Annotated in this window: 15 protein-coding genes; 4 read left to right on the top strand and 11 right to left on the bottom strand. The window is 57.5% G+C overall.

From position 1 onward, the window contains the following. Positions 1-6: 6 nt before the first annotated feature. From flgH to flgB, 7 genes are read right to left on the bottom strand one after another with little or no spacing between them, the layout of a single operon-like run. Positions 7-705, bottom strand: a complete 699-nt coding sequence (gene flgH, locus V1587_RS10750; protein WP_024909015.1) for a flagellar basal body L-ring protein FlgH — start codon at positions 703-705, stop codon at positions 7-9. A gap of 57 nt (positions 706-762) precedes the next feature. Then, on the bottom strand, positions 763-1,545 hold the full coding sequence (gene flgG, locus V1587_RS10745) for a flagellar basal-body rod protein FlgG (RefSeq protein ID WP_008500810.1): 783 nt from the start codon (positions 1,543-1,545) through the stop codon (positions 763-765). An 11-nt stretch (positions 1,546-1,556) separates the two neighbouring features. Beyond that, a complete protein-coding gene (locus V1587_RS10740) occupies positions 1,557-2,312 on the bottom strand; it encodes a flagellar basal body rod protein FlgF (RefSeq protein ID WP_023311138.1) in 756 nt (251 codons plus the stop codon). Between the two features lie 20 nt (positions 2,313-2,332). After that, the gene (gene flgE, locus V1587_RS10735) at positions 2,333-3,583 is read right to left on the bottom strand and encodes a flagellar hook protein FlgE (protein ID WP_371897760.1); all 1,251 of its coding nucleotides are present in this window, start codon (positions 3,581-3,583) and stop codon (positions 2,333-2,335) included. A 26-nt stretch (positions 3,584-3,609) separates the two neighbouring features. Further along, positions 3,610-4,320 (bottom strand): flagellar hook assembly protein FlgD, encoded by a 711-nt coding sequence (flgD, locus tag V1587_RS10730; RefSeq protein WP_371897761.1) that lies wholly within the window; start codon positions 4,318-4,320, stop codon positions 3,610-3,612. An 11-nt stretch (positions 4,321-4,331) separates the two neighbouring features. After that, on the bottom strand, positions 4,332-4,736 hold the full coding sequence (gene flgC, locus V1587_RS10725) for a flagellar basal body rod protein FlgC (RefSeq protein ID WP_008500814.1): 405 nt from the start codon (positions 4,734-4,736) through the stop codon (positions 4,332-4,334). A gap of 3 nt (positions 4,737-4,739) precedes the next feature. Beyond that, on the bottom strand, positions 4,740-5,156 hold the full coding sequence (gene flgB / locus V1587_RS10720; protein ID WP_023311135.1) for a flagellar basal body rod protein FlgB: 417 nt from the start codon (positions 5,154-5,156) through the stop codon (positions 4,740-4,742). 157 nt (positions 5,157-5,313) lie between these two features. Here flgB and flgA point away from each other — a divergent pair, with 157 nt between their 5' ends. The 3 genes from flgA (at position 5,314) to flgN (ending at position 6,790) form a co-directional block, all read left to right on the top strand. Then, positions 5,314-5,973: a flagellar basal body P-ring formation chaperone FlgA gene (gene flgA, locus V1587_RS10715; protein ID WP_371897762.1), complete on the top strand. Its 660-nt coding sequence runs from the start codon at positions 5,314-5,316 to the stop codon at positions 5,971-5,973. 93 nt (positions 5,974-6,066) lie between these two features. Beyond that, positions 6,067-6,360, top strand: a complete 294-nt coding sequence (gene flgM / locus V1587_RS10710) for a flagellar biosynthesis anti-sigma factor FlgM (protein ID WP_023335261.1) — start codon at positions 6,067-6,069, stop codon at positions 6,358-6,360. Positions 6,361-6,364: 4 nt separating this feature from the next. Beyond that, entirely contained in the window at positions 6,365-6,790 is a 426-nt protein-coding gene (gene flgN / locus V1587_RS10705) for a flagella biosynthesis chaperone FlgN (protein WP_008500818.1), read from the top strand. A 59-nt stretch (positions 6,791-6,849) separates the two neighbouring features. Here the strand turns inward: flgN and murJ are convergent, their stop codons facing one another. From murJ to rimJ, 4 genes are all read right to left on the bottom strand, one after another. After that, positions 6,850-8,385, bottom strand: a complete 1,536-nt coding sequence (gene murJ / locus V1587_RS10700) for a murein biosynthesis integral membrane protein MurJ (protein ID WP_023311131.1) — start codon at positions 8,383-8,385, stop codon at positions 6,850-6,852. Between the two features lie 129 nt (positions 8,386-8,514). Continuing rightward, positions 8,515-9,438: a Gfo/Idh/MocA family protein gene (locus V1587_RS10695; protein WP_371897763.1), complete on the bottom strand. Its 924-nt coding sequence runs from the start codon at positions 9,436-9,438 to the stop codon at positions 8,515-8,517. Between the two features lie 2 nt (positions 9,439-9,440). Further along, entirely contained in the window at positions 9,441-10,091 is a 651-nt protein-coding gene (locus tag V1587_RS10690) for a YceH family protein (protein WP_371897764.1), read from the bottom strand. Positions 10,092-10,100: 9 nt separating this feature from the next. Continuing rightward, entirely contained in the window at positions 10,101-10,685 is a 585-nt protein-coding gene (rimJ, locus tag V1587_RS10685; RefSeq protein WP_008500822.1) for a ribosomal protein S5-alanine N-acetyltransferase, read from the bottom strand. A 236-nt stretch (positions 10,686-10,921) separates the two neighbouring features. Here rimJ and mdtH point away from each other — a divergent pair, with 236 nt between their 5' ends. Continuing rightward, on the top strand, positions 10,922-12,130 hold the full coding sequence (gene mdtH, locus V1587_RS10680; RefSeq protein ID WP_371897765.1) for a multidrug efflux MFS transporter MdtH: 1,209 nt from the start codon (positions 10,922-10,924) through the stop codon (positions 12,128-12,130). Positions 12,131-12,648 lie beyond the last annotated feature (518 nt).

Genomic DNA, 12,648 nt, shown 5'->3' with positions numbered 1-12,648 from the left:
CCTCGCTTACATCGGCGATAAGTTAAGGAAGAAGCGCTGCAGCCAACCCATATTTTGCGCTTCATTGATATAGCCGTTACCGACGTACTCAATGCGCGCATCCGCCACCTGAGTGGATGGAACGGTGTTGGTGCCGCTGATGGTGCGAGGGTTAACCACGCCCGAGAAGCGAATGAATTCAGTGCCCTGGTTGATGGCGATCTGTTTTTCACCCACAACGTGTAGGTTGCCGTTAACCAGAACCTGGTCAACCGTGACCGTTAGCGTGCCGCTGAAGGTGTTGCTGGCGTTCGCGCCGCCTTTACCGTTAAAGGTATTGCCGCCGGACGCGTTCACATCAGCACGCGCGTTGCCGAACAGCCCTTCGAGATAGCGTGGCACGGTATCGAAGCCAAAATTGGTTTTGCCATCGCGGCTGGCGTTCGCCGACGAGCTCTTGCTCGCGCTGACGTTTTCCTGCAGCACAATGGTCAATGTATCGCCGACGTTACGCGGGCGGCGATCTTCAAACAGCGGCTGATAGCCGTAATTAATCGGCTGCGCGGTCTGGAAAATGGAGCCGTTTACCACTGGCGCGGGGCCAGGAACGGGCTGGGCAGTCGTCGCACCCTGGACCAATGGTTTAGACGGAATCAAAGCACACCCGCTGAGGGTGACAGCCAGAACAGTCAGTATCGGATAACGAAACGCCGCGTTTTTTTGCATTGCCTTCATCTTCGAAAACAGGGAGCCGGCGCGGCGTTTACCGCACCGGGCTACACCTTAGAGTTGCGTCAGTTTCTGCAGCATCTGGTCGGTCGTCGACACTGCTTTACTGTTAATTTCATACGCGCGCTGGACCTGGATCATATTCACCAGCTCTTCCGCCACGTTCACGTTGGAGGTTTCAACATAGCCCTGATACAGCAGGCCCGCGCCGTTCAGGCCCGGGGTGCTCTCATTGGGCGTACCGGAGGATTGCGTCTCGGTGTAGAGGTTCTCACCAATGCTTTCCAGACCGGTATCGTTCATGAAGGTGGTCAGGTTGAGCTGCCCGACCTGAACCGGTGCGGCCTGTCCCTGCTGGGTCACGCTGACCACACCGTCACGTCCAATGGTGATGCTCAGGGCGTTCGCCGGGATGGTAATCGCAGGCTGAACCTGGAAACCGCCCGCCGTCACCAGCTGGCCGTTCTGATCGACCTGGAACGAGCCGTCGCGGGTATAGGCAGAGGTACCGTCAGGCAGCTGCACCTGGAAGAAGCCCTGGCCTTTGATTGCCACGTCTTTGCTGTTGTTGGTCTGAGACAGGTTGCCCTGGCTGTGCAGACGCTCGGTAGCCACCGGACGAACGCCGGTACCGATCTGCAGACCCGACGGCAGCGTCGTCTGTTCAGAAGACTGCGCGCCCGGCTGGCGGATGGTTTGATAAAGCAAATCTTCGAAAACGGCGCGCTGACGCTTGAAACCATTGGTGCTCACGTTTGCCAGGTTGTTGGCAATCACGTCCATATTGGTTTGCTGGGCGTCCAGGCCTGTTTTCGCGATCCATAAAGAACTGATCATAAGGAGTCCTGTTAACTCATAGCCAGAAGTTGGTTAGCCTTGCCCGCGTTTTCATCCACGCTGCTGATGATCTTCATCTGCATTTCAAAACGACGGGCGCTGGCAATCATGTCGCTCATGGCGGCTACCGGCTTAACGTTGCTGCCTTCCAGAACGCCGGACATCACGCGGATGCTCGGATCGGCCTGTAACGTGGCACCACGCGTCGCCTGAGCCGCCTGGGTCAGACGGAACATGCCGTCGTCGCCGCGCTGCACCTCTTTGCCTTCCGCCTTAACCAGCTTCAGACGCCCGACGGGCGCAACGGTATTGGCCGGGTCGCCCGGGTTCAGCGCCGAAATGGTGCCGTCCGCGGCGATAGTCAGCTCAGAGCCTTCCGGCACGGTCAGCGGACCCGCTTCCCCCATCACCGGATGCCCCTGAATCGTCAGCTGGCCCGTCGCGCTCACCTGGATATTGCCGTTACGGGTATAGCCTTCGCTGCCGTCCGCCGTTTGCACCGCCAGCCAGCCGTCCTGCTGCAGGGCAACGTCCAGCGGGCGTGAGGTGTAGTCCATCTGCCCTGGCGTCATATCTGCGCCAGGGGTTGATGCCGTCACCAGCGTACGGGTCGGCAGGGAAAGCCCTTCTACCGGCACCGCGCGCAGCGCATTAAGCTGCGCACGAAAGCCCGGCGTAGAGGCGTTTGCCAGGTTGCTGGCGGTAACGGCCTGCTGATTGAGCGTCTGACTTGCCGCGCCCATCGCGGTATATATTGCGTGATCCATTGCGCTTTCCTGTTAGCCGCTTAACGCAGGTTAACCAGCGTGTTGAGGATCTGGTCCTGGGTTTTGATGGTCTGCGCGTTCGACTGATAGTTACGCTGCGCGACAATCATGTTCACCAGTTCTTTACTCATATCCACGTTGGAAGCTTCCAGCGCCCCGTTGGTCAGCTTGCCGAAGTTACCGGTGCCTGCGGTACCCAGCAGCGCCACGCCGGAGGCCTGAGAGGCAGACCAGACGTTGTCGCCTTCCGATTTCAGACCTTCGTTGTTGGCAAAGTTTGCCAGTACGATCTGACCCAGAACCTGTGACTGCTCGTTAGAGTAGCTTCCCACCACGGTGCCATCGTCATTGATCTGGTAGCTCACCAGATCGCCTGGCTTGTAGCCGTTCTGATTGGTTGCCACCACGCTGTTCGCACCGGTGTTTTGCTGCATGGAGTTCAGGAAGCTCAGGGAGAAGGTCGCCGCCGTCGCACCGCTGACAGAACCCGTGGTGATGTTAATGGCCGGCGTGGCGTTTGGCGTTGCGCTCAGTACACCCGCCGCGTCGTAGTTATAGACACCCGCCAGGTTACCGTTCGCATCAAAGTTCATCTGCGCCGCTTTCGCTGCTGTAGAACCCGCAACGCTGCCGTCCTGAGTGTAAAGATCCCATTTATTGTTGGCTGTCTTAACGTAGTAGACATACATGTTATGGGCGTTACCCTGGCTGTCGAATACGGTCACGGTCCCTTTTTTGTTGTAGGTATCCGGGTTAGTCGCATCGAAGGGAGCGGTTTGAACAGGATCGGTTGAGTTCAGGTTGATCTGCTGCGTCGCGGTGGTGGTCGATTTTGCCGCCATCAGGGTATTCGGGATAGTAATCGCCTGAGGGTTCGCACCGGTCTGAACGGTTGGCGGCGTACCCGCTACCGGGTAGCCCGTCAGCTGCATGCCCTGCATGTTAACCAGCGTACGGTTTTCGTCCAGCTTGAACTGGCCGTTACGGCTGTAGAAAACAGAGCCGTTGGAATCAACCATACGGAAGAAACCGTTCTGGCTGATGGCGACGTCCAGACCACGACCGGTGTTGGTGGTGGTGCCGTCGGTAAAGTCCTGAGTGATGCCCGCAACTTTCACGCCCAGGCCGACTTTGGAACCGGCAAACATGTCTGCAAAGGAAGCAGAACCGGATTTAAAACCATAGGTCGCGGAGTTGGCGATGTTGTTGCCAATGACGTCCAGGTTGGTGGCCGCAGCATTCAGGCCGCTGACCGCTTGAGAAAAGGCCATGACTTACTCCTGATAAGTGTTAAGGCTTAGATAATCTGCCGAACTTCGTCGAGTGTGGTGGAACCAGAGGTTCCCAAATCCAGTTTGTTGCCGTCGCTTCCTTTAATCACGCCCTGGACCAGCGCGAACTGCAGCGGCTGCGCTACCAGCTGGGTCGTCCCGTTGCTGGCGCTGATTGCCACTTTGTAGGATCCGTTTGGTGCTTTAGTGCCGTCGGTCAGGCTGCCATCCCAGGTAAAGGTGTGAACGCCCGCCTTCAGCTCGCCGATATCAATGGTGCGCACGACCGTGCCGTTGCCATCGGTAATGGTTGCGGTAACTTTCTCTGCTGGCTGCTGCAGCTCAACGCCAAACGGCGTGGTGGTCGTGGTGGCGTTGCCATCGGTGGTGCTGGTGCCCGCCAGGATTGTAGTCCCCGGGATCATCACCCCGTGACCAATCAGGCTTGCCGCCTGCAGTGACTGGGCGCTGTTAATCTGTCCAGAGACGGAACCGAGGGTGGTGTTCAGTTTCTCAATGCCGCTCACGGTACTAATCTGCGCAAGCTGCGTGGTCAGTTCGTTGTTCTGCATCGGGTTAGTGGGATCCTGGTTCTTCAGCTGCGCCACCAGCAGCGTCAGAAAGCTGCCCTGAAGATCGGCGGCATTGCTCCCGGTGAGGGAGTTAGAACCCGTCGTACTCTTTGTGTTGTTAACACCCGAGTTCGTAGGATCATTCACATTTACGGCGATGGACATGCATGTCTCCTTTACTGGCCGAGAGTGAGTGTTTTGAGCATCATGCTCTTCACGGTATTAAGCACTTCGACGTTGGCCTGGTAGCTACGGGATGCCGACATGGAGTTCACCATCTCACCCACCACATCCACGTTTGGCATCTTCACGTATCCGCTGGCATCCGCAAGTGGGTTACCCGGCTCATACACCAGCCTGTCCGGCGCCTGGCTCTCTACCACATCAGAGACCTTCACGCCGCCCGTCGCCGCGCCCGGCGCAGCATCGACCTGAAAGACAACCTGTTTGGCACGATAAGGCTGGCCGTCGGGTCCGGTTACGCTGTCGGCGTTCGCCAGGTTACTGGCGGCCACGTTCAGGCGTTTGGACTGCGCGGTTAACGCCGAACCGGCAATATCAAAAATATTCAACAAGGCCATCTATCAGTTCCCCCCCTGCAGGACGTTCATCATGCCTTTGATTTGTCCGCCGAGTACGGTCAGGCCCGTCTGGTATTTCAGGCTGTTATCGGCAAACTGGGTACGCTCCCGGTCCATATCCACGGTGTTACCGTCGAGTGAGGGCTGATCGGGAATGCGGTAAAGTAAATCGGTCGCTGGCGCAGTCATCGCCTGAGCAGGAATATGGCGAGAGGATGTCATGGCAAGTGCAACACCCGTTCCTTCGGCACGTCCACGCTCCATCACCTTTTTGAGTTCACTGGAAAAATCAATATCGCGCGCCTGAAACCCTGGGGTATCGGCGTTAGCGATGTTGGCGGCTAAAATCTCCTGCCGCTGGGCGCGTAAATTGAGCGCTTCCTGCTGAAAACGTAACGCGGCGTCGAGTTTATCGAGCATGTCTCCTCCGCTGATGGCAAAATTTCAGTTCACAGCTTAAATCTCACCCGGTCTCCCCTATCGACGGAATAAGCGCAAAATGCGTCGCTATTTATTCCGTTGATGCAAAACCACTGCAGGTAGAATTCGTTCAACTCTGGAAACGGTGGAACTTGCGATGCAAACGTTAAAACGGGGTCTGGTGGCGGCTCTCTTGCTGTTAAGCCCGCTGGTGCAGGCTGAAGGCTTACAGGATCGGTTGACGACTTTCTTTGCTGAGAAGCTGGCAGGCTTTAGCGATGACGTTACCGTTACCGTGCGCACGCCACCGAATCTGTACCCTGGCTGTGACCAACCGTCATTCAGCGTGACGGGGACCACCAGGCTGTGGGGGAATGTGAACGTGCTGGCCCGCTGCGCCAACGAAAAACGCTATTTACAGGTTGCAGTTCAGGCGACGGGCAATTATGTTGTCGCCGCCGTGCCCATTGCGCGCGGCAGCGTGCTGCAGACGAACAGCGTGACGTTAAAGCGCGGCCGTCTGGATCAGCTGCCACCACGCACCATGCTGGAATTAAACCAGGCACAGGACGCCGTCAGCCTGCGTGATGTCGCCCCCGGCCAGCCGATACAGCTCTCCATGCTGCGTCAGGCATGGCGGGTAAAGGCGGGCCAACAGGTGATGGTGGTGGCCAACGGAGACGGCTTTAGCATCAACAGTGAAGGGAAAGCGTTGAACAATGCCGCGGTAGCGCAAAACGCCCGCGTCAGAATGTCCTCAGGCCAGGTGGTGAGCGGAACCGTCGATGCTGATGGGAATATTCTGATTAACCTATAATCTTTTTAAAGATTTCGCGGCGCGTGCCGATAAATATTCCATTAATGATGATGTCAGGCGCAAACGCCGCGAACCCTCGATGAGGACAACACTATGAGCATTGATCGTACATCAGCCCTGAAGCCGGTAAGCGCTGTACAACCTCGCGAAACGAATGACGCGACGACGCAGAAAACGCGTCTGGAAAAACCGTCAACGTCCAACAGCACCAGCGTGACCCTGAGCGACGCGCAGGCAAAACTGATGCAGCCGGGCAGCAACGATATCAATATGGAACGTGTTGAAGCGCTGAAAACAGCTATTCGTAACGGTGAGCTGAAAATGGACACCAGCAAAATCGCTGACGCCCTGATTCAGGAAGCACAGAGTTTCTTACAGAGTAACTAACCGTATGAGTCGACTGTCAGAAATACTGGATCAAATGACGGTTGTCCTGAACGACCTGAAAACGGTAATGGACGCTGAACAGCAGCATCTCTCTTCCGGTCACATCAACGGCAGCGCGCTGCAGCGTATTACTGAAGACAAAAGTTCGCTTCTGGCAACGCTGGATTATCTGGAGCAACAGCGACGCGCTGAGCAGGATCCTAAGCGCAGCGCCAATGACGATATTATTGAGCGCTGGCAGACCATTACCGAAAAAACCCAGCACCTGCGCGATCTTAACCAGCATAACGGCTGGCTACTGGAAGGTCAGATTGAGCGTAATCAGCAGGCGCTTGAGGTGTTGAAACCGCATAAAGAAACCGGACTGTACGGTGCGGATGGTCAGACAGCGACTGCGCGTATTGCGGGTGTGAAAAAGATTTCGATTTGACGCATCAGCGACAAATCATGCAGTGGGGAGCACCATAAGGTGAACTCCCCTTTTGGCGTTTATGCCGTCCGGCGGGCAAACTCTTTCACTTTGAAGCCCAGCACCGCCAGCGTGGCAAAGTAAGCCACCACCCCGACGCCCACCACGGCCATGAGTCGCATCAGACGGTAGGGCATAGTGCCCAGGGACCACTCCGGCATCACGTACATCATGCCGAGCAGCGCGGCAGACATCACCAGTACCGCAACGATCAGACGCACCAGGAAACTACCCCAGCCCGGCTGCGGCGTGAAAATATCCTGCTTGCGCAGCTGCCAATACAGCAGCCCGGCATTCAGACAGGCCGCCAGACCAATCGATAATGACAGACCCGCATGCTTCAGCGGACCAATAAACGCCAGGTTCATCAGCTGCGTCATAATCAGCGTCACGATGGCAATTTTTACCGGCGTTTTGATGTCCTGACGCGAGTAAAAGCCCGGCGCCAGCACTTTCACCACGATCAACCCCATCAGTCCCACCGAGTAGGCAATCAGCGCGCGCTGGGTCATGGCGGCATCAAAGGCGGTGAATTTCCCGTACTGGAAGAGCGACACCGTCAGCGGTTTGGCCAGAATACCCAGCGCCACCGCGCTTGGCAGAGCCAGCAGGAAGCAGAGACGTAACCCCCAGTCCATCAGGCGGCAATACTCATCATGATTGCCGCTGGCAAAACTTTTCGACAGCGACGGCAGCAGGATGGTCCCCAGCGCCACGCCCAGCACCCCGGACGGGAACTCCATCAGGCGGTCGGCATAGTACATCCAGGAAACCGAGCCGGACACCAGGAACGAGGCAAAGATGGTGTTGATGATAAGCGAGATCTGGCTGACGGAGACGCCGAGAATGGCGGGCCCCATCTGCTTGATGACGCGCATCGCTCCGGCATCTTTGAGGTTGATGCGCGGCAACACCAGCATGCCGATTTTTTTCAGATGCGGCAGCTGATACGCCAGCTGCAGCACGCCGCCCACGGTGACCGCCCAGGCCAGCGCCAGCACCGGCGGGTTGAAGTGCGGCGCGGCAAACAGGGCAAAGCCGATCATGCTGACGTTAAGGAACGTCGGCGCAAACGCCGGTACAGAGAAGCGGTTCCAGGTGTTGAGGATCGCCCCCACCAGCGAGGCCAGCGAGATCAGCAAAATATAGGGGAAGGTGATGCGCAGCAGCTGCGAGGTCAGCGCAAACTTGTCGGCCGTATCGGCAAAGCCGGGCGCGGTCACCATAATCACCCAGGGCGCGGCCAGCATCCCGAGGACCGTCACCACCGCCAGCGCCAGCGTCAGCAGGCCGGAGACATAAGACACAAAGACGCGCGTTGCGTCCTCGCCCTGCTTGCTTTTATATTCCGCGAGGATCGGGACGAATGCCTGAGAGAACGCCCCTTCCGCAAAAATACGACGCAGCAGGTTCGGCAACTTGAACGCGACGAAAAAGGCGTCCGTGGCCATCCCTGCACCAAATACCCTTGCCACAATGGCGTCGCGCGCAAAACCCAGCACGCGGGAAAACATGGTCATCGAGCTGACGGCCGCCAGCGATTTTAATAAGTTCATTAACGTGAATTTCCAGAACCATACGGATTTGTAGGCCGGGTAAGCGTAAGCGCCACCCGGCAAAGCCAACAAGCGGCGCTTAGTCTAACCGGATTTCAACGAATTACTATCCGCAGATGTTACAGCGAGTTATTCACTCATGGCCTCGCGCCAGAGCCTTTCCACAATGCGCTGCGCCATGATGGCCTGCTCGCCGGACGTTTCAGGAACCGTCTGATTTTGCACGCAGGAGATGAAGTGACGGGCGCAACCGGCAAAACCGCGCTGTTCAAGCGTGCTCTGCCAGCCAGGAGCAGGTAGCGTCACCACGCCGCTGCCCTTCTCTTCCCGCCATTCACGCATGTCGGTTATGTCGTACAGCGCGCCGTCGGTGACCGCCTGCACGAATTCACGCTGACTTCCCGCACGACGATGCATGCTGGTCGTGATCTGCAGATGGTCAATCGCGAAATGATGTTCGGCGTAGACCATTTCACCCTGCTCGTTCGTCAGTAGCGTGCCGCTTTGCAGCTGTGCATTGCCGCTGGCGAGCCATAGCGCCGTATCCACAACGTGCAGATAGTCATCCAGCAGCGTGAAGCGCAAATCGTTTGGCCCGATGCTGTCGGTACGGTGCTTATCCATCCGCAGCGAGGCGAGCGTGCCCGACTGCGCCTTCAGCTGTTGATAAAGCGGCGCAAAGCGGCGGTTGAAGCCGACCATCAGCGTCAGTTTTTTACGCGCCGCCAGCTCAATCAGGCGTTCCGCGTCCTGAACATTTTCCGCCAGCGGTTTGTCCACGCAGACGTGAACCCCCAAACTGAGCAGCTCGCTCACCACCTGATAGTGGGTTGCCGTTGAGGTATGCACAAAAACCGCATCACACTCGCGGGCCAGATCCTGCAATGAGGCAGCATAAGGCATGCGCCAGGTTTCGCAGATCCGCTCGGCCTTCTCGCGCGTGGGCGACCATGCCCCTTGCAGGGTCCAGTCCGTCGCCGCACCTAAAACAGGCAGCCAGGCTTTTTGTGCAATACCACCTAGTCCCACCACGCCTACGCGTAATTTTTTCACCGTCAGTCTCCCAAATGTGCCAGCAAGGCATCCAGACGCTGTTTCAGCACGGCGACTTCGTCTTCCAGCGCCTCTACGCGCGCGGCAAGAGTGTCATTACTTGCTGAAGATCCCGCGTCGCTCTCCACGGTAGCGACATCAACTTCGCCGCTGAACAGATGCATATAGCGGCTTTCACGCTTGCCCGGCTCGCGCGCCAGACGCACCACGTATGGGCCGTCTTCACGGGAGGCCAGCCCTTCCAGGGTCTGCTCAACCTCCTGCATATCGCTGAACTCATGCATACGGGAAGCGCGGGTGCGCAGTTCCCCCGGCGTCTGCGCTCCGCGCAGCAACAGCGTGGTGATGACCGCCACTTCCGCACTGCTCAGCTTCAGGTCGCCAAATTCAGAGTTGCAGAAGCGCTGTTCGTATTTGGTCACGCGGTTGCCGAAGCCGCTGACGGTGCGCAGATAGTGGCGTTTTACCAATGCATCAAGCACGTCCTGGACCTCATGCTCGCTGAGGTTCATCACCGGCTCGCGGTTGGTCTTCTGGTTGCAGGCCATGGTCACGGCGTTGACAGAGAGCGGATACTGCTCCGGCGTGGTGACCTGTTTTTCGAGTAAGCACCCAATCACGCGCGCTTCTGTACCGTTTAGCTGATACTTCATCTTTTCTCCTTAACGACCTGCGGTCCAGTCCCGGGTGGTTAATGCCGTCAGAACGTGGTCGCGCCACTCTCCGTCTATCAGCAGATAGTCTTTGGCGTAACCCTCTTTCTCGAACCCTAAACGCGCCAGCAGATTTCCGCTGCGCTGGTTATGCGGCATATAGTTCGCCATGATGCGATGGATATGCTGCGTGCGCTGCATATAGCGGATCGCCACCGTTAACGCCTCGTACATTAGCCCCTGCCCCTGCCATTTCTGGCCGATGGAGTAGCCAAGGTAGCAGGCGTGAAACGACCCGCGCACCACGTTTGAAAAATTGGCGATCCCGATAATCTCTTTCTCTTCAGGATCCAGCAGCGCGAAATAGAACGCGCTGCCCTGCTTGTGAAATTCCGTAATCATGCTGAGGCGCGCCTGCCAGCCGGAAGGGTAACAATGGCTCTCATCGCGAACGGGTTCCCAGGGTTTTAAAAACTGGCGATTCTCGGCGTAATAATCCGCCAGACGCCAGGCATCACGCTCATGCACCAGACGAACGACCAGCCTGTCCGTTGTCAGACGCACTTTTGGCACATTACTGCGATAGCCAAACATCGATACCACTCCTTCCCGTTACTTCTGCTTACCCATTAGCTTTACTATACCTGCGCCTGCGCCGTCTGTGAAAACAGTGACATACCATTTTGCCCTCTTTTCTCTATTTTCGATGAGAACTCTCTATCAAAGCACCCTTTTGATAAAAAAATATTGTCACCCCCGGGGGTGGGAAAAAACGCGGCGACACCGCAGAATGTTAGCGTGCTCACCTTCTTATTTTCCCTGGAGGGAAAATGTACCGCGTATCACAGGCCAGGAGCCTGGGTAAATATTTCCTGCTCGTCGATAACATGCTGGTCGTGCTCGGCTTTTTTGTCGTTTTTCCGCTTATTTCGATCCGCTTTGTCGATCAGATGGGCTGGGCGGCATTAATGGTCGGCATTGCCCTTGGGCTACGCCAGTTTGTCCAGCAGGGTCTGGGCGTCTTTGGCGGGGCCATCGCCGACCGCTTTGGCGCTAAGCCGATGATTGTGACCGGTATGCTGCTGCGCGCGGCAGGTTTTGCCACGATGGCGGTCGCCCAGGAGCCCTGGCTGCTCTGGTTCTCCTGTTTCCTCTCCGGTATCGGGGGCACGCTGTTCGATCCGCCACGCACCGCGCTGGTGGTAAAGCTGATTCGCCCGCAGCACCGCGGCCGCTTCTTCTCGATTCTGATGATGCAGGACAGCGCCGGGGCAGTTGTCGGCGCCCTGCTGGGAAGCTGGCTGCTGCAGTATGACTTCCGTCTGGTCTGCGCCGCCGGTGCGGTGCTCTTTATTCTGTGCGCGCTGTTTAATGGCCTGTTCCTGCCCGCCTGGAAACTGTCGACGGTCAAAGCGCCGGTTCGGGAAGGGCTTGGCCGCGTTCTGCGCGACAAACGTTTTGTCACCTATGTTTTGACCCTGACGGGCTATTACATGCTGGCCGTGCAGGTCATGCTGATGCTGCCGATCATGGTTAACGACATTGCGGGGACGCCTGCGGCGGTGAAATGGATGTACGCCATCGAAGCCTGCCTGTCGTTAACGCTGCTTTATCCGATTGCCCGCTGGAGCGAGCGGCGTTTTCGTCTGGAGCATCGCCTGATGGCCGGACTGTTCCTGATGACGCTGAGCATGATGCCGATCGGCCTGGTGAACTCTCTCCAGCAGCTGTTTACGCTGATTTGCACGTTCTATATTGGCTCGATCATCGCCGAGCCTGCCCGTGAAACGCTGAGCGCCTCGCTTGCGGATGCGCGTGCGCGCGGCAGCTATATGGGTTTCAGCCGGCTGGGGCTGGCGCTTGGCGGCGCATTAGGTTACGCCGGTGGCGGCTGGTTGTTTGATGCCGGAAAAGCGTTAAACCAGCCCGAACTTCCGTGGATGATGCTCGGCGTTGTGGGCTTTATGACGCTCCTTGCCCTGTGGTGGCAGTTCAGCCAGAAACGCAGCGCGAGCGGCATGCTCGAGCCAGGCGCGTAGCCTTTCCTGAGGTATCCCCACGGATTAATGTGGGCAGGGAACAATCCCCTCGCCCCTTTGGGGAGAGGGTTAGGGTGAGGGGAACATACGGCTGTGGTGGTCATTCCGTTCACTTTATATTTCTTGCTACTCTTTAACGACATGACCGGTGAACGTGCCAGGGCGGCTCAATCGCCACCGCCCTGGCAACCCGGGCTCCCGGCGGTAAATCGCCGCTTCGCGGATTGCTCGCCCCATCCCTGGGGCTCACCCTTTCAGGGCCAGCGCATGCGCTGTCCAAAATTGCTCCCGGCAATTTTGTCCTCAGCTTATTCCTTCAGGCTATCGGGTCGGGCATGAGCCTGCATCCCTGCAGGCCACGCCCTCTCGGCGCATCCCTGCGCCTCGCCCCGGCCTTACGGAAACGCCTCGGCGATTTACAGCCGGACCAGGGCATCGCTGTAAGCTTTATATTAATCTGAAGGCCGTGTTAATGCTTCTGGTAACAAATCCAGTGGGATTCATCCGCTCCAACGGGA

This window comes from Enterobacter sp. ECC-249, from assembly GCF_043965265.1.
Classification (GTDB): Bacteria; Pseudomonadota; Gammaproteobacteria; order Enterobacterales; family Enterobacteriaceae; genus Enterobacter; species Enterobacter quasiroggenkampii.
This window is presented reverse-complemented; position numbering and strand designations above follow the sequence as displayed.